This is a genomic window from Promicromonospora sukumoe, from assembly GCF_014137995.1.
Classification (GTDB): Bacteria; Actinomycetota; Actinomycetes; order Actinomycetales; family Cellulomonadaceae; genus Promicromonospora; species Promicromonospora sukumoe.
In genome coordinates, this window is the sequence record NZ_JACGWV010000002.1 from 1,195,072 (window position 1) to 1,216,430 (window position 21,359).

Here is a 21,359-nt window from a genome sequence, read left to right on the forward strand (position 1 = left end):
GACGCGCCGACCTCACGCGCCGGCCTCACCCCGTGTCAGACGTACAGGTCCCTCGGGGGACCTGTACGTCTGACACGGGGCGCTTCCGGGCGGGAATGCCGCCGTGGCATCCTGTGTTCCGCTAGACATCGTGCAGCAGCAGTTGCACACGTGCTCCGGGGTCGGTGAAATTCCGAGCCGGCGGTGATAGTCCGCGACCCGGGTCGCTCCTTCGGGAGAGCCCGGTTGACCTGGTGAGATTCCAGGACCGACGGTTAAAGTCCGGATGGGAGGAAGCACGTGCGGCGCGCGCCGTCGACCCCTCGGGGTCCCGGCACCACGCCGTCGTCGGCGCCCTCGTGGCGCGCCGGCCCTCACCCCGGAGTCCCTGTGCGGACTTTCGGAAGAGGGAAGAGACATGGACTGGTTCCGCGCCGCCTACGACGCGACGTTCCTGGTCGGCGACCAGCAGATCTACTGGCGCGAGGTCATCGGCAACCTGTTCGGCCTGGCCTCCGCGCTCGGCGGGCTGCGTCGCAAGGTGTGGGCCTGGCCGGTGGGCATCGTCGGCAACGTCGTGCTCTTCACCGTGTTCATGGGGTCCTGGTTCGGCGAGACGGGACGCGCCGACATGCTCGGCCAGGCCGCCCGCCAGATCATGTTCATCGCCGTCTCGGTCTACGGCTGGTACCGCTGGCGGCAGACCCAGCGGATCGGCGGCGTCGGCACCGTGGCCGTGCACCCGCGCTGGGCCTCCTGGCGGGCGCGCGTGGGCCTGGTGACCGGGATGTTCGCCGGCACGCTGCTGCTCACCCCCCTCTTCCGCGCCCTCGGCTCCTACGAGCCGGTCTGGGCGGACGCCTGGATCTTCATGGGCTCCGTGCTCGCCACGTACGGCATGGCCAAGGGCTGGGTCGAGTTCTGGCTGATCTGGGTGGCCGTCGACCTGGTCGGCGTGCCGCTGCTGTTCTCCGCCGGGTACTGGGCGACCGCCCTGATGTACGTGGTCTACGGCGTGTTCACGCTGATCGGCTTCTTCGCGTGGTGGCGCATCAGCCGCCGGGAGCAGGTCGGCCCGGACGGGGTCACGGTCGCCGCGGCCTGATCCCTCCGCGTCCTGAGCCGGCGCCCTGGGGCCGCCACCCGATCGCGTACCGTCGGCGCTCGTGAACGCACAGGAGCGCACGGCCAGGATCGGGATCGTCGGCTCGGGCTTCCGCGCCCGCACCATGCTGCGGGTGCTGCACGCGCTGCCGGACCGGTTCGAGGTGGCGGGCGTGGCCACCCGCAACGCGGCGGACCGGGAGGCGCTGGCGGCGCGCGGCCTGCCCGCCGCCGGCCTCCCGGGGCTCCCCGCCCCGGCCTACGCCTCGGTGCCCGAGCTGCTCGACGGCGGCGCCCCGGACCTCGTGCTGCTGACCCTCCCGGCGGGCGCGGCCCAGCCCGTCATCCGCGACCTCGCCGCCGCGGGCGTCCCCGTGCTGACGGAGACACCCGCGGCCGGCACCGTCGAGGAGCTCGCCGCGCTCCAGCGGCTCGTGGACGACGGCGCCTGCGTGCACGTCGCCGAGCAATACCACCTGGAGCCGCTGGTCGAGGCGCAGCTCGCGGTCGCGGCGTCGGGCCTGCTGGGCGCCGTGACCGACGCCCACGTCGCCGTCGCGCACGACTACCACGGGATCAGCGTGCTGCGCCGGGCCCTCGGCGCCGGGTTCGAGGACACCGAGATCACCGCCCGGCGCGACGTCCGCCGGGTGCTGCCGAGCCCCAGCCGCGCGGGCGACCCGGACGACCTCGCCCTCGTGGACACCGTGCACGCGACGGCCTGGCTGGACTACGGCGACCGCCTCGGCACCTACGAGTTCGACGACGTCCAGTACCGCTCCTGGGTGCGCTCCCCCGCGCTGCTGGTGCGCGGCGAGCGGGGCGAGCTGCGCGACGACGTCGTCCGCACGGTCGGCACCGACGGGCAGCCCCGGCGCGCCACGCTGGAGCGGGTGGCGGCGGGCGGGGCCGGCAGCCACGAGGGCCTGTTCCTGCGCGGCTACGCGCTCGACGGCGAGTGGCTGCACCACAACGCGTTCCGCCCGGCCCGCCTGCCCGACGACGAGCTGTCGATCGCGCGCATCGTCGCCGACATGGCCGACCACGTGCTGCACGGGTCGACGCCGCCGTACTCCGTGGCCGAGGCGGCCCAGGACCAGTACCTCCAGCTCGAGGTGCGGCGGGCCGCGGCGTCGGGCGAGCGGGTGCGGACCCGGCCGCAGCCGTGGGCGCACGGGCGAGTCTGCCGCCACGCCGGGGCGGAGACGTCGTGAGACGTAGTATCGCTTGACCTGAGATTGGGTACCGGCGCACCATGGGAAGCATGACTCAGACCCCCGGGGTGACGGCGCCCGACTACGACCTCACGCAGCCGCTCGACATCGACTTCGCCGGCGCCTTCGCCGACATCACGGAGGAGGAGCGGGCACAGCAGCTCGCCGTCCGCCAGTTCGTGCAGGACGAGGTCCTCCCCGTCATCGACGGGTACTGGGAGCGGTACGAGGTCCCGATGGACCTGGTCAAGCGCATGGCCGAGCTGGACTTCCTGCGCGACGGCGTGGACGTGCCCGGCTTCCGGAAGATCTCCAAGATGGCGGAGGGCCTGTCCGCGATGGAGATGTCGCGCGGCGACGGGTCCGTGACCACCATCTGCGGCGTGCAGGGCGGCCTCGCGCTGCGCTCCATCACGATGCTCGGCTCGGACGAGCAGATCGAGAAGTACGCGGGCCCGATGGCGCGCGGCGAGATCCTGGGCGCCTTCGCGCTCACCGAGCCCACGCACGGCTCGGACTCCGTGGGCCTGGAGACCTCAGCGGTCAAGGAGACGCGGGACGGCGTCGAGGGGTACGTCATCAACGGCGAGAAGAAGTGGATCGGCTTCGGCTCGATCGGCGACATCTCGGTGGTCTGGGCGCGCGGCGAGGACGGCCAGGTGCACGGCTACATCGTCCCGCAGGACACCCCTGGCTACCGGGCCACGACCATCGAGGGCAAGCTCTCGCTGCGCGCCATCCACCAGGCGCACATCGTGCTGGACGACGTGTTCGTCCCGGCGGACTGCCTGCTGCCGAAGTCGCGGTCGTTCAAGGACACCGGCCGCGTCCTGTTCGCCACGCGGCTCGGCGTGGCCTGGGGCGCCGTCGGGCAGGCCATCGCCTGCTACGAGACCGCCGTGGCCTACTCCCAGCAGCGCGTGCAGTTCGGCCGCCCGCTCGCGGCGAGCCAGATGGTGCAGGAGCGCCTGACGAAGATGCTGTCGATCCTCACGCAGATGCAGCTCCTCGTGAAGCAGATGACGCGGCTCGACGAGGCCGAGCAGCTCACCGGCCCGCAGGCCTCGCTCGCCAAGTACACGTGCACCCGAGGCGCCCGCGAGATCGCCGCCATCGCCCGCGACCTGCTCGGCGGCAACGGCATCCTGCTGGAGAACCGCGTGGCCCGGCACTTCGCCGACATCGAGGCCCTGCACACCTACGAGGGCACCGAGAGCATGCAGGCCCTGATCATCGGCCGCGAGATCACGGGCACCAGCGCCTTCGCCTAGGCGGTTCCGAGGTAGGGAAAACCCCACCCGGACCGGGTGGGTTCGCTCAGTGTTCCGGGGGCGCCGGTCCGCCTAGGGTCATGACCATGACCAGCGATGACGGCCCGACGCCGGCGCCCCCGCCCCGCACCCTCGCGGACCATGTCGCGCCCGCGCTGACCTCGGGCACGGGGTTCTTCCGGGCCCCGTACCACCCCGCGACCCGGCGCGCGGTCGCCGCGCTGGCCGTCGGCTGGATCTGGCACCTGACGGCCGGCCTGGTCCTCTGGGCCCTCGTCCTGGTCTCGGCCGGCCTGGTCCCGGCGCTCGGCGTCGGCGTGCCGATGCTCGCCTTCTGCCTGCTGCTCGCCCGGCGCTTCGGCACCGCCGAGCGGGCCCGCATCGCCCGCCAGACCGGGGTGCGGGTGCCCGCCCCGCGGCGCAGGCCGGCGCCCGCCCGGCCCACCCCGTGGTCCCGGCTGTGGGCACCCGTGCGCGACGACCGGGCCTGGTCGGCCACGCTCTACGCCTTCCTCGGGATGCTCACCACGTGCGTGTTCTTCTCGGGCGCCACCGCCCTCGCGGCCGGGGCGGTCGCCGGCGTGGCCTTCACGCTCGTGGGCCGGGACAGCTCGCTCGCACAGTGGTCCGGCCTGCCGTGGGCGGCCGTCGTCGTCGGCGCGCTGGCCGCGGCCGTCGTGCTCGTGTGGGCGGCCGCCGCCCTCGCGCAGTACGGGTCCTACCTCGTGGTGCGCCTCGCGACGGTGCTGCTCGGCCCGTCGGCGGCCGAGGTGGCCGACGCCCGCGCCGCCGCGGCCGAGCAGGAGACCCGCGTCGCCGAGGCCGCCGCGCACACGGCCCGCGAACGCGCGGCGGTGCTCACCGAGTCCCGCACGGCGGCCGTCTCCGCCGCCGACACCGAGCGCCGCCGCATCGAGCGCGACCTGCACGACGGCGCCCAGCAGCGGCTCGTCGCCCTCGGCGTCGAGCTCGGCGTGGCCCGCCGCCTGGCCGACAAGGACCCCGAGCACGCCGTCGCCGCCCTGGAGCTCGCGCACCGCGAGATCAAGGAGACCCTCGCCGAGCTGCGCGACCTGGTCCGCGGCATCCACCCCGCCGTGCTGTCCGACCGCGGGCTCGACGCGGCGCTGTCCGCGCTCGCCGGCCGCAGTCCGGTCCCGGTCCGCGTCGAGGTCACGGGCGACCTGACGCCCGCGAGCGCCGCGGCGCAGGCCGCGGCGTACTTCGTGGTCGCCGAGGCCCTGACCAACGTGGCCAAGCACGCCGGGGCGGAGATGATCCGGGTGCACGCGAGCCTGGTCCCCGACGACCGGCCGGCCCGCCTGCGCGTCGCGGTGTCCGACGACGGCCGCGGCGGCGCCGAGCTGTCCCCCGGCAGCGGGCTCGCCGGCCTGCGCGGCCGGGTCGCGGCCCTGGACGGCACCTTCGAGCTCGACAGCCCGCCCGGCGCGGGCACCCGCCTGACCGTGGAGGTCCCGTGCGCATCGTGATCGCGGAGGACTCCGTCCTCCTCCTGGACGGCCTCACCCGCCTGCTCGCGGCGGAGGGGCACGAGGTGACCGGGTACGGCACCGCGGACCGCCTCGTGCTGGCGCTGTCGGCGGCGGGGGCCGAGCTGCCCGACCTGCTGGTCACCGACGTCCGGATGCCGCCGTCGCACACCGACGAGGGGCTGCGCGCCGCCGTGCACCTGCGCAGCCTGCACCCCGACCTCCCGGTCCTGGTCCTGTCGCAGTACGTGGAGCAGAGCTACGCGCGCGAGCTGTTCGCCCGCGGCGCGCGCGGCCTGGGCTACGTGCTCAAGGACCGGGTGGCCGACGTCGACGAGTTCCTCGACGCGGTCGCCCGCGTGTCCGGCGGCGGCACCGTCGTGGACCCCGAGGTCGTCACGCAGATCATCGCCCGCCGCCCCGGCTCCGACCTCGACGTCCTGACGCGGCGCGAGCGCGAGGTGCTCGCGCTGATGGCCGAGGGCCGCTCCAACGCCGCCATCGCGGACCGCCTCGTCGTGGGGCTGGCCGCCGTGGAGAAGCACGTCACCAACATCCTGACCAAGCTCGGCCTCCCGCCGGCCGCCGACGACCACCGCCGGGTGCTCGCCGTGCTGCGCTGGCTCGACCAGAACGGATCACGCTGATGACCCAGCCATCCTCCGGGAACTACGTCCAGGACGCCGGCTACCAGCCGGAGCCCCCGCAGCGCGGCGCGACCGCCCGCGTCCTGACCACGCTCGGCGTGGTGCTCGGCGCCGTCGTCGTCGGCTTCGGCGGGCTGTTCCTCGTGGACCTGATGATGTCGGAGACCACCACGACCCAGCGTTCCTACGACGCCGCGGGGACGGTGGAGCTGGTGGCCGACGGCGACGTCACCGTCGGTGTCGCCGAGGGCGACGTCGAGGTCGACGCCGTCGCGCACAGCGGCATGCGCCAGCCCCGGTACGCCGCCGACGAGTCGGCGGACCGGCTCCAGGTCACCCACCGCTGCGGGTGGTCCATCATCTTCGCCCGCTGCTCCGGCGAGCTCGACGTGACGCTGCCCGCGGGTACCGAGGTGGTGGTACGCACCGAGAACGGCGACGTGGTCGCGAGCGGCGTGGCCGGCGACGTGTCCCTGCGCACGAGCAACGGCAGGGTCGAGGCCAGCGACATCGAGGGCCCCCTGTCCGCCCGGTCCAGCAACGGCGCCGTCACCGTCGTGAACTCCGGCGCCGACGTCGAGGCTTCGACCTCCAACGGCGAGATCTCCGTGGAGGACGTCGACGGCACGGTCACCAGCGACACCAGCAACGGCCGGATCACGATCGACACGGTGACGGGCGACGCCTCGGCGTCGACCAGCAACGGGTCGGTGGAGATCTCGGGCGTGGCCGGGAACGTCTACGGCAAGACCAGCAACGGCCGGGTCACCGTGCACAGCGACGACGAGCCGGTGGCCCTGACGATCCAGACGTCGAACGGCGACGAGATCATCGAGGGGCCCACCGACCCGGACGCCGAGCGCACGGTCGAGATCCGCAGCTCGAACGGGACCGTCGCCTACCTCGCCCCGTAGGCCGCTCAGCCGGTGAACGTGAGCCAGAGCAGGGTCACGTTCAGCGCCACGATCACGCCCGCGACCACCCAGGCCACCACCTGGGTGGTCAGGGCGTTCCGGTGCTCGCCGAGCAGCTCGCGGTCCCGGGTGAGCCGCACGAGCGGGATCATCGCGAACGGGATGCCGAAGCTCAGCACCACCTGGCTCACGACGAGCAGCCAGGTGGGCGAGATCCCCGTCATGAGCAGCAGGATCGCCGGCAGCAGCGTGACCAGGCGCCGGGTCAGCAGCGACACGCGCACCTTGAGCAGGCCCGACATGATCTCCGCGCCCGCGTAGGCCCCGACCGACGTGGACGCCAGCCCCGAGGCCAGCAGCCCGACGGCGAACAGCACGCCCACGACCGGCCCGAGGGTCCCCGCGATGGCGGCGTGCGCGCCCTCGATGGTGTCGGTCCCCTCGCGGCCGGCGAGGTTGGCGGCGGCGAGCAGCAGCATCGCGATGTTCACGCTCCCGGCCAGGATCAGCGCCAGGACCACGTCGATGCGGGTCGCCCGCAGGATGCGCGGCACCGACGTCGACGGCGCATGCAGGTGGTCCCGCGCCAGCGAGGAGTGCAGGTAGATGGCGTGCGGCATCACGGTGGCGCCGAGCATCGAGGCGGCCAGGAGCACGGAGTCCGCGCCCTGCAGGCGCGGCACCAGACCGGCCAGCATGGCGGCCGGGTCCGGCGGGGAGAAGAACAGCCCGGCGCAGAAGCCGACCGTGAGCACGGCGAGCATCGAGGTGACCACGCCCTCGAACGCCCGCTGGCCGCGCTTCTGCTGCACCGCCAGCACCAGCAGGGACACCACCCCGGTGATGACGCCGCCCAGCACGAGCGGCACGCCGAACAGCAGGTTGAGCGCGATGGCGCCACCGATCACCTCGGCCAGGTCCGTCGCCGCGGCGACGACCTCGGCCTGCGCCCAGTAGGCGAGCCGGGCCGGGCGGGGCAGCCGCTCCCCCAGCACCTCGGGCAGCGACTGGCCCGTCACCACGCCGAGCTTGGCCGACAGGTACTGCACCAGCACCGCCATCGCGTTGGCCGCCACCAGCACCCACACGAGCATGTAACCGAACCGCGCGCCCGCGGTGAGGTTCGCCGCGACGTTGCCGGGGTCCACGTACGCGATCGCCGCCACGAAAGCGGGTCCGAGCAGCATGAAGAGGCGGACGCGGCCGGTGCGTGGCTGCGCGGCGGTGCGAGTCATCTGGGCTCCAAAAAGTTCGGGTATCCGAACTCTAACTCGCGAATGCCCGAACTTGCACCCGTATCGGTGGATCACCGACGCGATCGCCGATCAGTGCAAAGATGTGGCCCGTGCCGAGCCCGTCAGACCTGTCGACATCGCCCAAGGCCGTGAGCCGAGACCTTCTCCGGTCCGCCATCCGCGTGTTCTCGTCCTGGTGGACCCTGTGGATCGCGTTCGCGCTGGCCCACGCCTGGATCATCTTTCAGGCCTGGGTCTTCGGGGGGCAGATCCTCGGCGACGTGAACCTGTACGAGTGGTGGGTCCGCAACGGCATGAACACCGGGTCGTGGCCGGTCTTCACCTACGCCTGGGTCTACCCGCTCGGCGCCCTGGGGCCGATGACGATTCCCGCGCTGCTCACCGAGACCACGCCCGCCTACGACTGGGTGTGGATGGGCATGGTGACCGCTGCCAACGCCGGCGCCGTGGCACTGCTCGGCCGGGCCAAGCCGCACGGCCGCGCCGCCGTCTGGTTCTGGCTGTTCTTCCTCGTCATGCTGGGGCCCATCTGGATCGGCCGCCTCGATGGCCTGCTCGCGCCGATCATCCTCGTGGCGCTCCTGATCGCCGTGAAGCGCCCGGCGATCGCGATGACCCTGGCCACCGTGGGCGCCTGGATCAAGATCGCCCCGGGCGCGGTGGCCCTGGCGCTGGCCGCGACGGCGTCCGACCTCAAGTCGTTCCTGCGGAACGTGGTGCTGCCGGGCGCGGCGGTGTCCGCCGTCGTCGTCGGTATCGCCTTCGCGGGCGGCGGGCAGGACAACGTGCTGGACGTCTTCGGCGAGCAGGGCGACCGCCAGCTCCAGGTCGAGGCCGTCGCCGCCACGCCGTTCACGGTGGCCCGGCTCTGGGACTCCTCGATCCAGGTCGAGTACGACGACGTCATCTACACCTACGAGGTGCTCGGCAGCCAGGCCGATGCCGTGGCGCAGGCGCTCGACGTGGCCCTTCCGGTCGCCGCGCTCCTGATCGCCGCGCTGATCTGGTGGGCGGCCCGGCGCCGGCCCGAGCGCGTCGGCGACATCCTGCTGGTCGGCGCCGCCGCCGAGCTGCTCGCGCTGATCGTGTTCAACAAGGTGGGCTCCCCGCAGTTCATCGCCTGGATCGGCCCGCCGGTCGCCGCGGCGATCGCGCTCGGCAGCCGCACGCAGGGCACGCGGCGCACATGGTTCGTGCCCGCCGTCGGCACCCTGATCGTCGCGCGGCTGACCATGGAGATCTACCCGCTGCGGTACGGGGAGTTCCTGGGCGGCTGGACCTTCGCGACGAGCGTCGGCGCCCTGCGCAACGCGCTCCTCGTGGCGCTGCTCGTCGGCGCGGTGATCCGTCTGGCGCAGCTCGCCTTTGCCCGCAAGGCCCCGACCAGAGCGAGTTGAGGGTCACTTCGGGGGTGTTCCCGATGTCAGGGGTGCCGTGGCTCCGCTACGGTCATGATCGTGACTTCGTGTGTAGCGGTTACCGTCTCGACGCCACCCGTTCCCCGACTCGCCGCACGGAAGTCGTGGTCCGGACATCGACGACCGGCAGGTTCGTAGCGTGCGAGTAGCCATCGTTGCGGAGAGTTTCCTCCCGCAGGTGAACGGAGTCACCAACTCCGTCCTGCGGGTCCTCGAGCACCTCCACGAGCGGGGGGACCAGGCCATGGTCCTCGCGCCCGACGCCGACGCGTCGATCGGCCACGTGCCGCCCTTCGTGAGCGGCGCGCCCGTGGTCGAGCTCGGCTCCATCGGCTTCCCGGGGTACCCGGACGTCCGACTGGTCGTGGGCAAGAAGTGGCGCACCGAGCGCACGCTCGCCACCTTCGCGCCCGACGTCGTCCACCTGGCCTCCCCCTTCATCCTCGGCTGGCGGGGCATCCTCGCCGCCGAGCGGCTGCGCCTGCCGAGCGTCGCCGTCTACCAGACCGAGGTGCCGGGATACGCGGCGCGGTACGGGCTCGGCCACTTCGAGCCCCTGCTGTGGAAGCGGGTCAAGGACATCCACGAGCGCGCGACGATGACGCTCGCGCCGTCGACCGCGACCATGCGGCAGCTCGAGGACCACGGCATCCCCAACCTGCGCCTGTGGGGCCGGGGCGTGGACACGCAGTCGTTCCACCCGGGGTTCCGGGACGAGGCCTGGCGGCGGAAGGTCGGCGCCGGGCGCGAGATCCTGGTGGGCTACGTGGGCCGGCTGGCCGCGGAGAAGCAGGTCGAGGCGCTGCGTGTGGTGCAGGACCTGCCGAACGTGCGCCTCGTGATCGTCGGCGACGGGCCCGAGCGGGACGAGCTGCGGCACGTCCTGCCCGCCGCCCACTTCACCGGGCTGCTGCGCGGCGCCGAGCTGTCGCGGGCGATGGCGAGCCTCGACGTGTTCGTCCACCCGGGCGAGCTGGAGACCTTCGGGCAGACGCTCCAGGAGGCGCACGCGAGCGGCGTCCCCGTGGTCGCGCCCGCCGCGGGCGGCCCGCTGGACATCGTCCGGCACTCCCACGACGGCTGGCTGTACCCTCCAGGTGACCACGAGGCGCTCCGGGCCCGCGTCGTCGACCTGGTGGGCGACGAGCGCAAGCGGCGGGCCTTCGGGACCGCGGCGCGCGAGCGCGCCGAGGGCCGCACGTGGCACGACATCTGCTCCGAGCTCATGGGGCACTACGACGACGCGATCCGGGTGCACGCGAGAGCCGGCTCAGCGGAGGTATAACTTGCGAATCGTCCACGTCGCGAACTTCTACAGCCCCCGTTCCGGGGGCATCCGAACTGCGATGCACGCCATGGCCGGGCAGTACCTGTCGCGGGGGCACGAACCCGTGCTCGTCGTGCCGGACAAGCGGGACGGGGTCGCGTTCGTGGACGGGGTGCGCGTCGTGAGCCTGGCGGCTCCGCGCGTGCCGTTCTCCGGCGGGTACCGCGCCGTCGTCCGGCCCGGCAAGATGCGTGGCCTGCTGGAGACGCTCGCGCCCGACCGCCTTGAGGTGAGCGACCGGACCACCCTCGCCGGCCTGGGCGACTGGGCCCGGGAGGCCGGCATCCCGTCGCTGATGATGCTGCACGAGCGGGTCGACGGCGTGCTGCGGTCCTGGCTGCCCGGCGGCGCCGAGGGCGGCTACGCGTCGGCGTTCGGCGCCGCGGCGACCCCGGCGCTGGCCGACCGCTACAACCTCGCCACGGTCACCCGGTTCGACCGGCTCGTGGCCACGACGCACTTCGCCGCGGGCGAGGTGGAGCGCCTCGCCGACCGCGTGCGGGCCACCACGATCCCGCCGCTGTATCGGGTGCCGCTCGGCGTGGACCTGGAACGGTTCCGGCCCGACCGGTACTCCGACGAGGCGCGCGCCGAGTACGCGCCCCCGGGCACCGCGCTGATCGTGCTGGCGAGCCGGCAGTCCACGGAGAAGCGGCCCGACCTCGCGATCGACGCCGCCGCCCAGCTCGTGCGCGACGGACGGCCCGTGCGGCTCGTCGTGGCGGGCTCCGGGCCGCTGCTGCCGAAGATGCGGCGCCGGGCCGAGGCCGCCGGGCTGCCGCACCGGTTCCTCTCGTTCATCCCCGACCGCGACCGGCTCGCGACCCTGCTGACCTGCGCCGACGTCGTGATCGCCCCCGGCCCCATCGAGACGTTCGGCCTCGCGGCGCTGGAGGCCCTGGCCTCCGGGACGCCCGTCGTGTGCAGCTCGTCCAGCGCGCTCCCGGAGGTGGTCGGCACCGCGGGCGCCGCCGCCCCGCCCGAGGCGTCGGCCCTCGCGCTCGCCCTGCACGAGGTGCTGGACCGCGAGGTGGAGGAGCGGCGCAAGGCCGCCCGCGCCCGCGCGGAGCTGTTCCCGTGGAGCGCCACGGGCGAGGCGATGCTCGCACTGCACTCCCGCAAGGCCTACGACCTGGCCGACTCCGGCGCTGCGGGGCGACGGTGAGATGACGACGCCGGGGGTACGCGAGAGCTGCTTCCGGCTGGTCGCCCTCGGTGACTCGATCACCGCGGGCGTGGGCGACACCGTCGGCCCGGACGCCGTGCACGGCCCCGGCTGGGCCGCGCACCTCGCCGCCCTCCTCGGCGTGGACGAGTTCACGAACCTCGCCACCAACGGCGCCCGCTCCCGCGACGTCGCGGACACCCAGCTCGACGCCGCGCTCGCCCTCCGGCCCCGGCTCGCGACCGTGCTCGTGGGCGGCAACGACGTGCTGCGCAGCGACTTCGACGCCCGGTTCACGCTCGCCGACCTGCACCGCTGCGTCGGTGCGCTGCGCCAGGCCGGGGCCGACGTCGTGCTCGTGCGCCTGCCGGTGATCGGCCTGTTCGAGCTCGCGCCCCGGCTGGTCCGGCACGTGATGCGGCGGCGGGTCGCGGCGATCAACGCGGCCGTCGACGAGGTGGCGGGGGCGGTGCTGGGCCCTGTGGTCGGGTCGGGTGCGAGCTCGGTCGGTTGCCCTGAGACCGGTCCAACGACCGACCGGTCTCAGGGCAACGGACCGAGCTCATCTTCGACCCCTGGCAGAGTGGTGGTGGTTGACGCCGTGGCGGCCATCGCGCCCGCCGGGGAGAAGGCCTGGCACATCGACCGGGTGCACCCCTCGCCCGCCGGGCACCGACGGCTGGCGGCCGGCGTCGCGGACGCGCTGGCGGACCTCGACCCCGCGTACGCGACCGCCGACGCCGCCCTGCTGCCCGCGGCGCCCGACCCGCCGTCGGCCCGGCAGCGCCTGGTGTGGCTGCTGCGGGCCGGGCTGCCGTGGTGCGTGCGCCGGGGCCGGGACTTCCTGCCCGGGCTGCTCCGCTCCGTGGTGCACGACCTGCGGGCGGAGCGCGCGTTCACCCCCGGCGGGATGGTGACGAGCCTCGCGGACTCGGGTCTCGATCCCCGACGGCGGATCGGCCGGGGCTGACCGGCCGCATCGCGTCGATGATCCGGGTCCAGTTGTCGGCGCCGTGGCCGCGCTCGCGCGCCCAGGTGTAGTACGCCCGGACCGCCCCGGGCAGTCCGCTGTCGACGCCGGCCGCCTCGCTGGCCGCGACGATGTGGTCGGCGGTCGCGCCCATCATCGTGACCGTGCTCAGGTGCCCCGGGTGCTCGCCGGCCTCGAGCTGGGCGGCCGGGTTCTCGCCCACCTCCAGCATCTCGGCCGTGCCGTTCAGGGTCTGGAGCAGCTCGGGCATGGACGCCGTCGCCGTGACGCCCGCCGTCTCCAGGAGGGCCGTGGCGTGCATCAGGGCCGCGAGCGAGGTGAGGAACACGTCGAGGTTGGCCTGGTACATGAGCTGCGCCAGCCCCGGGTCCTCGCCGAGGTAGCGGGGCGCGCCGATCGTGGCCAGCGCGTCGCGGTGAGCCTCCAGCAGTTCGGCCGGGCCGCTGTAGTAGACGTAAGCCGCGTCGGTGCCGACCATCGGCGCGGGGTTCATCACGCCGCCGGTCAGGAAGCGCGCGCCGTGCCGGGCCGCCCACGCGGCGCCCTCGCGGGTGCGGTCGGGCGTGTCCGAGCTGAGGTTCACGAGGGTGCGGCCCGCGAGCGCCGCCGCCTCCCCGGGCGCCGCCCCCGCCGTCGTCTCCCCGAGGATGTCGTACATCGCCTGGTAGTCGGTGAGGCTCAGGATCACCAGGTCGCTCGCGGCGACGGCGTCGGCGGGCGTGTCCGCGAGCCGCGCCCCGGCCGCGACCACCTCGCCGGCGCGGCTGGGCGTCCGGTTCCAGACGGTGACGGGGTGGCCCGCGGCGAGCAGGGTGCGGACCATGGCCTGGCCCATCGGGCCGAGGCCGAGGACGGTGACGGGCGTGCTCATCGGGTGACCTCCGCCCTGGCCCGCAGGCTCTCGTAGATCCGGGCGAAGGCCTCGGCGCCGTGCCCCTGGGCGATCTGCGCGCTGATCAGCGCCTGCACGGCGGCGACGGGTGCGGGGTCGACGCCCTGCTCCTCGCTGGCGCGCACGATGTGGCTCAGGTCGGAGAAGTCCAGGCTCTGCTGGCCGGCGACGGTGTAGTCGCCGCCGTCGACCACCGCGGCGTCGTGGGCGAAGCCGGCCGTCATGGCGCTGAGGAACGGGGTGGCGCGGGCCGCGAACTCGGTGGCGGTCATCCCGGCGGAGCCGGCCATCGCGGCGCCGTGCAGGAACCCGGCGAACATCGTGTACATGCCCGAGAGCATCGCCAGGTCGAACAGCGAGGCCAGGCCGGGGTCGGCGCCGTCGTACGTGCTGGTGGCCCAGCGGTCGAGCACGGGGCGGACGTCGTCGAACACCTCGCGCGGGCCGCTGTACAGGATCGACGCGTCGCTGGTGCCGATCATGGGCGGGGTCGCCATGATCGCGCCGTCCAGGTAGCGGACGCCATGCCGGTCCGCCCAGGCGGCGAGCTCCCGGGCCTCGTTCGGGGTGGTGGTCGTGAGGTTCACCAGCGTGCTCCCCCGCATCCTGCCGAGCACGGGATCGAGCGTCTCGTGCATCGAGGCGTGGTCGAGCAGGCAGGCGACGACCAGCGGGTGGGCCGTCACGGCGTCGGCGATGCCCGACGGCGCGGCGGCTCCCCGCGCGCTCAGCGCGGTGGCTCGGGCGGGGGCGCGGTTCCAGACGGTCGTGGCGTGGCCGGCGTCGAGCAGCGCGGCGGCGAGCGCGCTGCCCATCGCGCCCAGCCCGAGCACCGTGACGCCGGTGCTCTCGGGGGTGGTCATGGTGGTTCTCCTCCGGTCGGTGGGGACCTGACCATGCTCACCGGGGGACGTACTATCGTGGAAGTACCCACTAATTACTGGGGTACTTACCTCTTGGTAAGTACCCTTTCGCGACAAGGAGCGCTCGATGGCGAAGGCACCCCGCAACGGCCCGTACATCTGCGGCATCGACGCCGCCCTCGACGTCGTGAGCGGCAAGTGGAAGGGCCTGATCCTCTGGGAGCTGGACGAGCACGGCGTGCGCCGGTTCGCGGAGCTGCGGCGCGGGCTGCCGGGCGTGAGCGAGAAGATGCTGACCCAGCACCTGCGGGAGATGGAGGCCGACGGGCTGGTGACCCGGCGGGTGCACGCCGAGGTGCCGCCGCGCGTCGAGTACTCGCTGACGGAGCACGGCCGGACGCTCAACGCGGCGCTCGCGCCGCTGGGCGACTGGGGCGTGGACAGGCTGCGGCGGGAGCGGTCCGAGCTGGTGGAGCACCGCGACGCCGCCGCGCTCCCCCGGCCCTAGCCGGCGTCGAGGTCGCCGAGCGAGCCGAGCAGGCGGAGCTGGTCGTCGGCCGCCCCGGGCTGCGGGGTGAACACGATCATGACCGGGCCCGGGCTGCCGGGCAGCGGGTACGCGTCCCACTCCATCGCGATGTCGCCGACCCGCGCATGGTGGATCACCTTGGCGCCGTGCACGCTCTCGCGGACGTCGTGCCGCGCCCACAGCCGGCGGAACTCCGCGCTGCGGATGCTGAGCCCACCCACGAGGGCGACGGCCCGCGGGTGGTCGGGGTCGGCCGCGACGGCGGTGCGCAGCATCCCGATGTAGTCGAGGGCGGTCGTCTCCCAGTCCGCGCAGTGCAGCCGCATCCCCTCCTCGTCGAACAGGGCGGTCAGGAAGTTGCGACGTTCGGGCGGGTAGGCCTCCGGGTCGCCGAGCAGTGCGGCGGCGAGGTCGTTCCACGCGAGCAGGTCGAGGTGGCGGCCGAGCACGACGGCGGGCACCCCCATGTGGGCCAGCAGGCGCGCCGTGCTCGCGGGCACCCGCTCGGGCCGACGGCGGACGGGCGGCGCCGCGAGCTGCCGGGTCGCCCGCGCGAGCATGAGCATGTGCCGCCGCTCGATCTCGTCGAGCTCCAGGGCGTCGGCGAGCGAGTCGAGCACGGCGTCCGACGGGCGCACGTTCCGGCCCTGCTCCAGGCGCTGGTAGTAGTCGGCGCTGAGCCCGGCGAGCATCGCGACCTCCTCGCGGCGCAGGCCGTCGACCTTGCGCCGCGGGCCGGGCTCCAGCCCCAGGTCCTCGGGCGTGGTGCGCTGCCGGCGGGCCCGCAGGAAGTCGCCGAGCTCGCGCGCGTAGGTCTGCTCCGCCGTCATGCCCTCCAGTGTGCGCCTGGCGAGCGGGCCCAGGGTGGTCCTGGCAGACCGAGGGAGGCGAGGACGCGTGAGGGCCGACTGGAGCGGCCTAGCGTCACCGGCCATGACCTGGAACGCAGCAGACATCCCTGACCAGACCGGCCGGCTCGCCGTCGTGACCGGGGCCAACTCGGGCCTCGGGCTCGTCACCGCGACCGAGCTCGCGCGGCACGGCGCCGACGTCGTCCTCGCCGTCCGGAACACCACCGCGGGCGACGCCGCCGCGCGCACCATCGCGGAGGCCGTGCCGGGAGCGAAGCTCCGGGTACGGCGGCTCGACCTCGCGTCGCTCGCGTCCGTGGCGACGTTCGCCGACGCCGTCGCGGAGGAGCTCGGGCAGATCGACCTGCTGGTGAACAACGCCGGACTGGTGCTCCTGGGGCCGCGCCGCACCACGTCCGACGGCTTCGAGCTGCACCTCGGCACCAACATGCTGGGCCACTTCGCGCTCACCGGGCGGCTGCTCCCGCTGCTGGCCCGGGGCGACGCTCCGCGCGTCGTCTCGCTCAGCTCGATCACGCACAAGACCGCGCACCTCGCGTTCGACGACCTCATGTCGGAGCGCGACTACCGCGCCGCGCCCGCCTACGGGGCGTCGAAGCTCGCCACCACGGTGTTCGGGATCGAGCTCGACCGGCGCCTGCGCGCCATCGGGTCGCCGGTGCTCAGCACGCTCGCCCACCCCGGCCTGTCCAGCACCAACCTCACGCCGCGCGCCTGGGAGCACCGGGGCCGGATCGGCGGGTGGACGGCGCGGCTGGGGCTGCTCGCGACCCAGCCCGTCGAGCAGGGTGCACTGCCGCAGCTCCACGCCGCCACGGCACCCGGGGTGCGCGGCGGGCAGTTCTTCGGCCCCGGCAGGTTCCGCGAGACGCGGGGCCGGGTCGCGGAGGTGCGGGCGTCCGCCGAGGCGACCGACCTCGTCGTCGGGCGGCGGCTGTGGGACGCGGCGCAGGGGCTGACCGGGGTGGCGTACCTCTAGCGCTTTGGGGGACTCAGGCTTCGGGGGTCTCGCCGGCCAGGGGCATCAGGCCGCGCTCGGCGAACACGCGCTTCGCCGCGGCGACGGCGTTCAGGGCGCGCGGGAACCCGCAGTAGACCGAGCTGTGCAGGAACACCTCGATGATCTGCTGCGGGGTGAGCCCGACGTTGAGCGAGGCGCCGATGTGCACCTCGAGCTGGGCCTCGCTGCCGCCGATGGCGGTGAGGATACCGAGCGTCACGAGCTGGCGCTGCTGCGGGGCCAGCTCGGGGCGGGCGTAGATGTCGCCGTAGCCCCACGCGACGATCTGGTGCCCGAGCTCTGGAGCGATGTCGGCCAGCGACTCGATGACCTGATGGCCGGCGTGGTCGTGGATGGCGTCGAGGGCTGCCTTGCCGGATGCGAACCGCTCCGCGCGCAACGTCTCGTTCTCGGACATCGTTTTGCTCCTTCGGGGCTGCCTGCAGGGGTGTCGTGGGCTCGTGCGGTGCCACAAGGGCGAGCGCCGGTGGGCGCGACCCCAAGTCGAACTCATGAAAGGCCAACGACGCAAGACCTCGGGGGTGATATATGCCCAGGTCAACCTTGCTTTTTGTGAAAATCTTCCCGAGCGTACACGAAGCCGGGTGCTAACTTCGTCGGCGTGCGGAGGGTGTCAGTGGTCGGAGCGTCAGGGTCGGGTAAGTCCACGTTTGCCCGGCGGCTGGCCGCACGCCTCGGCGTCGGGCACGTGGAGCTGGACGCGCACTACTGGGGCCCGGGATGGACGCCGCGCCCGCCGGAAGACTTCCGGCACGACGCCGAGCGCGCCGTCGCCGAGGACGCCTGGGTGGTCGACGGCAACTACTCCGCCCTGCAGCCCATGATCTGGGCGCGCGCGGACACCGTCGTCTGGCTCGACCCGCCGACGCCGCTCGTGCTCGCGCGGGTGTACCGGCGCACGGTGCGGACTGCGATGGACCGGACCGAGCTCTGGCCGGGGACGGGCAACCGGCAGCCCTGGACCGACGTGCTGGCGCCGTGGTCGCGGGACTCGATCATCCGGTGGTCGGTGCGGCAGCGCAGGCAGCACCCGCGGCGCTACGGGGACGCGATGACCACTCCCGCGAACGCGCACCTGACGTTCCACCGGCTGCGGACGCGGCGGGCTGTGGAGGGGTTTCTGGCCGGCGGGGGCCCGTCGAGCCGCCCGTAGGATCCGCACATGCCCGCCGACGACGAACCCCGCGAGGCGCGGCACATCCGTCGCTGGGGAGACCCGCCGGAGGGCACGCCGGAGAGCCGCCTCGATGACCTTCTGCGCTCCGAGATCCGGGGATGGCGCGAGCTGGCCGCCGAACTACTCAAGGCCGCTCCGGCGATCGCCCGCCTACGACACCGTACTGAGCTGCGTTCAGCAGGCTCTGGGCGACCGTCACCCAGGGTTTGACGGCCGCCCCCAGCCTGCTGAACGAACGTCCAGCTCAGCGGCCCGTGAACCTGGGCCGGCGCTTCTCCTGGGAGGCCGCGAAGCCCTCCCGGTAGTCGAGTGTCTCGCCGGGACGGACGATGAGGTCCGACACATCGGGCATCCCAGTACGATCCACCCATGCCAGCGGACGACGCGAAGTTTGAAGGAAAAGAGCTCAGCCGTATCGGGGACACACCCCGAGTGAACTGGGCGAGCCGTCAGGTCGATGTGTTCGTGACGCAGCTCGGGCACTTCCGCTACCTCGCCGCCGACCTGCGCAAGGTCGGACGCTGGGTGGCGAACAAGGTGTCGGGTCGCCGGGCGGCCTAGCCTCCGCCGGGCCCGGGCTGCGGGTTCAGGCGCTCAGTGCGGCGACCGTCAGGGTGCCGGCGTCGGCGTCGAGCACGGACTCGACCCCGAGCGGAACGGAGACCGGGCTTTCCATGTGGCCGAGGGGCAGCCCGGCGAGGATCGGCACGCCGAGCAAGCCCAGCCGGTCGCGGAGCACGTCGAGCACGTTCCAGCCGCGGTCCTCATAGCCGTCGAAACCTTCGAGCGTCCCGACGGCGACACCCGTGATGCCCGCCAGGGCGCCGGACAGGATTAGCTGCGTCAGGGCGCGGTCGACCATCCCGAGCCCGACGGTCCGGTTGATCTCCAGCAGCAGGACGTGGCCGTCGAGGTCGTTGTCGACGATACCGACGCTGCGGGCCAGCATCTCCAAGTTTCCGCCGAACAGCGGCCCCGAAGCCGTGCCCGTCGTCGTGAGGTAGGCGCCGTACTGGTCGGTGTCGCTCCGGACGGGCTCGCCGGGCTCGCCTCGCAGGAGGTCCAGCACGGTCGCGGCCCGCGTCCCGGCCACCGCGCCGTGGACCGACGGGACGCCCGCCCGGTGCCAGACCTGGTGCAGGGCGGTGATGTCGCTGAACCCGATGATCGGTTTGGGGTCCGCCCGGAGCGCGTCAGTGTCGACGTCGGCCAGCAGGCGCAGGCTCCCGCAGCCCCCGCGCAGGGTCAGGATGGCGCGCACCTCAGGGTCCCGGATCGCGTCGTTGAGGTCCGCTGCGCGCTCGGCGTCGCCGCCGGCCATGTAGCCGAACCGGTCGTCGGCGTGCTTGCCCAGCCGCGCCTTGAACCCCCAGGACTCGACCGTCGCAATGCTCTCGTCCACCCAGGACTCGTCGCTCCAGCTCGCGGGCGAGACGAGCGCGACGACGTCGCCGGGCTCCAGCCTCCGGAGGAGTGAGACTGCAGGTCGGGGCTGTGCGACGCGCGACATGAGGAGGACGCTACCCTCGCCGGATGACGACACGAACCGCGTTCACGCTGATCATCGGCGGTGCGGCAGTCGCCGTGCTGGGAGTGGTCGTGTCGTTCGTCTACCTCCTGCAGCCCTGGCGCACCTGCCCGGACGACACCTCCCCCGCCGCCTGCCCGATGCTCCCGGAGGACGCGACGGTCCTGGCCGTCGCGCTGGTCGTGACGGTGCTGGCGGCAGCGGTGGCCGTCGTCGGCCTCGTGCTGCGCAAGCGCTAGGCAGCCGCCCGCCTTCATCGGCATCATCCGCAGTTTCGCACGGCTCTTTCGCAGCATCGGACGGGCGGTTTCTGACTGGTTCTGACGGCCCCCTGGAGCCAAGAAGACAAAGGATGTTCTGACGAGGCCCGGGCAGTCGGTACCCTCACCCCGTGGAAATATCGGATGGGCTGGGAATCCTTGCGGCAATCCCCGCCGTGCTCGTTGGTTTACGGACGGCTCTTGGCTCGTTCTTCGAATTCACGCGTGGCCGTGAGAGGCGGCTGCGGCGCCTTCTGCACCTTCACTCGACCATGCCCGACGGGCGAGGCAGGGCGGCACTGGAAGCGGCTGCCCACGGCCTGGCCGTGCAGGTCGCGCAGCAGATCAACCCGGAGATTCGCACGCCGCGACGCCGCCGGAAGATCGATCGCGCCAGCCTCGTCACGATGATCTTCATCTCCGTGGCGGGTGGCGGCATCACCTGGGGAATATGGCAGCTCGGCGTCATTTCTCCGTGGACATGGCTCCAGTGGACTCTTTGGGTTCTCGCCGGTCTTGTTCTCCTATTCGTGACACTTCTTGTAACCATTGGTGGGCTTCCCGAGCTGTTCCTCGAGGAAAAGAAAGAGGAAGAGTCAACGGACTGAGTATGCTCAGCTGGATCCAGGAGAGCGACGTCACCGACGTCGGACACCGAGGCACGACGGCAGCGAACAAGGCTCATGTGACCCCGAAACCGCGGCTGCCGGTGGAGCGCCGAGCCCGTGCGATCCTGCATGGATGGATCAGGTCCTCCAGGAGGCCACTCGGACCGCTCCGCTCGAGCTTCACCAGAGCGGCTCGCCGATCGTCAGCGAAGAGAACGTCAACGAAATGATCGCCATCGCCGCGCGACGCTGGCGATCATTCGAGCGACGTAGTGCTAAGCGCTCGGGCGATCTCGGCGCAAGGACGGAGGACCTCGCCAAGGGACTGCGAGATCACTTTGAAGTGCAGCCGCACCTCGTGGGCCAACTCATGGAGGACTACAGGTTCCTGGCCGGCGTCCTTGCAACTGAGTTCTCACGGGAGATCTAAGCCGCCGAGCGTTGCGACGTCGACAGTCGGCGTCGAGGTCGGTCCAGGCCGGTGCCGACCTCGACGCAACCTGCCGACCTGGCTGCCCACAACAACGAACGAGCCCCTGACCACATGGGTCAGGGGCTCGTTTGTCACTCTGGGTGCGGTAGCGGTGGGATTTGAACCCACGGTGGACTTTCACCCACACACGCTTTCGAGGCGTGCTCCTTAGGCCGCTCGGACACGCTACCTTCGCCCGCTACCTCAGTAGCAGACCGTAGGAGGATACCTGGTCGGAGCCTGGTTCCACGAATCGGTTCCGCGACGGCGCCCGACGAGCCCTCGGAACCCCCGACAAGGCGCCCGCACACCAGCGCCCACGCACCCGCTCAACAGCCCACAGCCTGAGCCCAGCCACGCC

Annotated in this window: 24 protein-coding genes, 1 tRNA gene and 1 riboswitch; of the genes, 18 read left to right on the plus strand and 7 right to left on the minus strand. The window is 72.9% G+C overall.

All coding sequences use genetic code 11. The annotated features are described in order from the left end of the window. Positions 1 to 146: 146 nt before the first annotated feature. Positions 147 to 283: riboswitch (FMN riboswitch) on the plus strand. A 114-nt stretch (positions 284 to 397) separates the two neighbouring features. From pnuC to FHX71_RS22475, 6 genes are all read left to right on the plus strand, one after another. After that, positions 398 to 1,084, plus strand: coding sequence for a nicotinamide riboside transporter PnuC (gene pnuC, locus FHX71_RS22450; protein ID WP_182619620.1), 687 nt, complete (start codon positions 398 to 400; stop codon positions 1,082 to 1,084). A 61-nt stretch (positions 1,085 to 1,145) separates the two neighbouring features. Continuing rightward, complete coding sequence (locus tag FHX71_RS22455) at positions 1,146 to 2,297, plus strand: Gfo/Idh/MocA family protein (RefSeq protein ID WP_182619621.1); 1,152 nt, start codon at positions 1,146 to 1,148, stop codon at positions 2,295 to 2,297. A 50-nt stretch (positions 2,298 to 2,347) separates the two neighbouring features. Next, positions 2,348 to 3,568: an acyl-CoA dehydrogenase family protein gene (locus FHX71_RS22460; RefSeq protein WP_182619622.1), complete on the plus strand. Its 1,221-nt coding sequence runs from the start codon at positions 2,348 to 2,350 to the stop codon at positions 3,566 to 3,568. An 86-nt stretch (positions 3,569 to 3,654) separates the two neighbouring features. After that, positions 3,655 to 5,058, plus strand: coding sequence for a sensor histidine kinase (locus tag FHX71_RS22465; protein WP_182619623.1), 1,404 nt, complete (start codon positions 3,655 to 3,657; stop codon positions 5,056 to 5,058). Then, the gene (locus FHX71_RS22470) at positions 5,046 to 5,705 is read left to right on the plus strand and encodes a response regulator transcription factor (protein ID WP_182619624.1); all 660 of its coding nucleotides are present in this window, start codon (positions 5,046 to 5,048) and stop codon (positions 5,703 to 5,705) included. The genes FHX71_RS22465 and FHX71_RS22470 overlap by 13 nt, the downstream gene beginning before the upstream one ends. Beyond that, positions 5,705 to 6,619 (plus strand): DUF4097 family beta strand repeat-containing protein, encoded by a 915-nt coding sequence (locus tag FHX71_RS22475; protein ID WP_182619625.1) that lies wholly within the window; start codon positions 5,705 to 5,707, stop codon positions 6,617 to 6,619. Before FHX71_RS22470 ends, FHX71_RS22475 begins: the two co-directional genes overlap by 1 nt. A gap of 5 nt (positions 6,620 to 6,624) precedes the next feature. On the opposite strand, the gene FHX71_RS22480 is transcribed toward FHX71_RS22475, so the two are convergent. Continuing rightward, positions 6,625 to 7,854: an Nramp family divalent metal transporter gene (locus FHX71_RS22480; protein ID WP_182619626.1), complete on the minus strand. Its 1,230-nt coding sequence runs from the start codon at positions 7,852 to 7,854 to the stop codon at positions 6,625 to 6,627. Positions 7,855 to 8,003: 149 nt separating this feature from the next. Between FHX71_RS22480 and FHX71_RS22485 the strand changes: the two genes are divergently transcribed. The 4 genes from FHX71_RS22485 to FHX71_RS22500 all read left to right on the plus strand — a co-directional run bounded on the left by FHX71_RS22485 (position 8,004) and on the right by FHX71_RS22500 (position 12,755). Next, positions 8,004 to 9,272 (plus strand): glycosyltransferase 87 family protein, encoded by a 1,269-nt coding sequence (locus FHX71_RS22485; protein ID WP_312877174.1) that lies wholly within the window; start codon positions 8,004 to 8,006, stop codon positions 9,270 to 9,272. A gap of 199 nt (positions 9,273 to 9,471) precedes the next feature. Further along, a complete protein-coding gene (locus FHX71_RS22490) occupies positions 9,472 to 10,578 on the plus strand; it encodes a glycosyltransferase family 4 protein (protein WP_312877175.1) in 1,107 nt (368 codons plus the stop codon). A 1-nt stretch (position 10,579) separates the two neighbouring features. After that, positions 10,580 to 11,785, plus strand: coding sequence for a glycosyltransferase (locus tag FHX71_RS22495; protein ID WP_182619629.1), 1,206 nt, complete (start codon positions 10,580 to 10,582; stop codon positions 11,783 to 11,785). Position 11,786: 1 nt separating this feature from the next. Beyond that, positions 11,787 to 12,755, plus strand: a complete 969-nt coding sequence (locus tag FHX71_RS22500; RefSeq protein ID WP_182619630.1) for an SGNH/GDSL hydrolase family protein — start codon at positions 11,787 to 11,789, stop codon at positions 12,753 to 12,755. Here FHX71_RS22500 and FHX71_RS22505 read toward each other — a convergent pair. Both FHX71_RS22505 and FHX71_RS22510 read right to left on the minus strand, forming a co-directional pair. After that, positions 12,682 to 13,647 carry an NAD(P)-dependent oxidoreductase gene (locus tag FHX71_RS22505; RefSeq protein ID WP_182619631.1) on the minus strand — a complete coding sequence of 322 codons (966 nt, stop codon included), beginning with the start codon at positions 13,645 to 13,647 and terminating at the stop codon, positions 12,682 to 12,684. The genes FHX71_RS22500 and FHX71_RS22505 overlap by 74 nt on opposite strands. Beyond that, positions 13,644 to 14,531 (minus strand): NAD(P)-dependent oxidoreductase, encoded by an 888-nt coding sequence (locus FHX71_RS22510; protein WP_182619632.1) that lies wholly within the window; start codon positions 14,529 to 14,531, stop codon positions 13,644 to 13,646. Before FHX71_RS22510 ends, FHX71_RS22505 begins: the two co-directional genes overlap by 4 nt. 127 nt (positions 14,532 to 14,658) lie before the next feature. Between FHX71_RS22510 and FHX71_RS22515 the strand changes: the two genes are divergently transcribed. After that, positions 14,659 to 15,039: a winged helix-turn-helix transcriptional regulator gene (locus FHX71_RS22515; protein WP_182619633.1), complete on the plus strand. Its 381-nt coding sequence runs from the start codon at positions 14,659 to 14,661 to the stop codon at positions 15,037 to 15,039. Here the strand turns inward: FHX71_RS22515 and FHX71_RS22520 are convergent. After that, positions 15,036 to 15,890 (minus strand): helix-turn-helix transcriptional regulator, encoded by an 855-nt coding sequence (locus FHX71_RS22520; protein WP_182619634.1) that lies wholly within the window; start codon positions 15,888 to 15,890, stop codon positions 15,036 to 15,038. The two genes, FHX71_RS22515 and FHX71_RS22520, sit on opposite strands and share 4 nt — an antisense overlap. A gap of 103 nt (positions 15,891 to 15,993) precedes the next feature. On the opposite strand from FHX71_RS22520, the gene FHX71_RS22525 reads away from it, so the two are divergent. Further along, positions 15,994 to 16,911 (plus strand): oxidoreductase, encoded by a 918-nt coding sequence (locus tag FHX71_RS22525; protein ID WP_182619635.1) that lies wholly within the window; start codon positions 15,994 to 15,996, stop codon positions 16,909 to 16,911. A 13-nt stretch (positions 16,912 to 16,924) separates the two neighbouring features. Here FHX71_RS22525 and FHX71_RS22530 read toward each other — a convergent pair whose 3' ends face one another. After that, positions 16,925 to 17,350 (minus strand): carboxymuconolactone decarboxylase family protein, encoded by a 426-nt coding sequence (locus tag FHX71_RS22530; protein ID WP_182619636.1) that lies wholly within the window; start codon positions 17,348 to 17,350, stop codon positions 16,925 to 16,927. Positions 17,351 to 17,569: 219 nt separating this feature from the next. Here FHX71_RS22530 and FHX71_RS22535 point away from each other — a divergent pair, with 219 nt between their 5' ends. The 3 genes from FHX71_RS22535 to FHX71_RS22545 all read left to right on the plus strand — a co-directional run bounded on the left by FHX71_RS22535 (position 17,570) and on the right by FHX71_RS22545 (position 18,691). Beyond that, the gene (locus FHX71_RS22535) at positions 17,570 to 18,106 is read left to right on the plus strand and encodes a P-loop NTPase family protein (RefSeq protein ID WP_312877176.1); all 537 of its coding nucleotides are present in this window, start codon (positions 17,570 to 17,572) and stop codon (positions 18,104 to 18,106) included. Positions 18,107 to 18,115: 9 nt separating this feature from the next. Then, positions 18,116 to 18,340, plus strand: coding sequence for a hypothetical protein (locus FHX71_RS22540; protein WP_182619638.1), 225 nt, complete (start codon positions 18,116 to 18,118; stop codon positions 18,338 to 18,340). A 159-nt stretch (positions 18,341 to 18,499) separates the two neighbouring features. After that, complete coding sequence (locus tag FHX71_RS22545) at positions 18,500 to 18,691, plus strand: hypothetical protein (protein ID WP_182619639.1); 192 nt, start codon at positions 18,500 to 18,502, stop codon at positions 18,689 to 18,691. Between the two features lie 25 nt (positions 18,692 to 18,716). On the opposite strand, the gene FHX71_RS22550 is transcribed toward FHX71_RS22545, so the two are convergent. After that, on the minus strand, positions 18,717 to 19,640 hold the full coding sequence (locus tag FHX71_RS22550; RefSeq protein ID WP_182619640.1) for a S66 peptidase family protein: 924 nt from the start codon (positions 19,638 to 19,640) through the stop codon (positions 18,717 to 18,719). Between the two features lie 23 nt (positions 19,641 to 19,663). On the opposite strand from FHX71_RS22550, the gene FHX71_RS22555 reads away from it, so the two are divergent. The 3 genes from FHX71_RS22555 to FHX71_RS22565 all read left to right on the plus strand — a co-directional run bounded on the left by FHX71_RS22555 (position 19,664) and on the right by FHX71_RS22565 (position 20,956). After that, a complete protein-coding gene (locus FHX71_RS22555; protein WP_182619641.1) occupies positions 19,664 to 19,897 on the plus strand; it encodes a hypothetical protein in 234 nt (77 codons plus the stop codon). A 152-nt stretch (positions 19,898 to 20,049) separates the two neighbouring features. After that, positions 20,050 to 20,526 carry a hypothetical protein gene (locus tag FHX71_RS22560; protein ID WP_182619642.1) on the plus strand — a complete coding sequence of 159 codons (477 nt, stop codon included), beginning with the start codon at positions 20,050 to 20,052 and terminating at the stop codon, positions 20,524 to 20,526. Between the two features lie 133 nt (positions 20,527 to 20,659). Beyond that, complete coding sequence (locus FHX71_RS22565) at positions 20,660 to 20,956, plus strand: hypothetical protein (protein ID WP_182619643.1); 297 nt, start codon at positions 20,660 to 20,662, stop codon at positions 20,954 to 20,956. Positions 20,957 to 21,102: 146 nt separating this feature from the next. Here FHX71_RS22565 and FHX71_RS22570 read toward each other — a convergent pair. After that, positions 21,103 to 21,189: transfer RNA gene (locus FHX71_RS22570), tRNA-Ser, on the minus strand. Positions 21,190 to 21,359 lie beyond the last annotated feature (170 nt).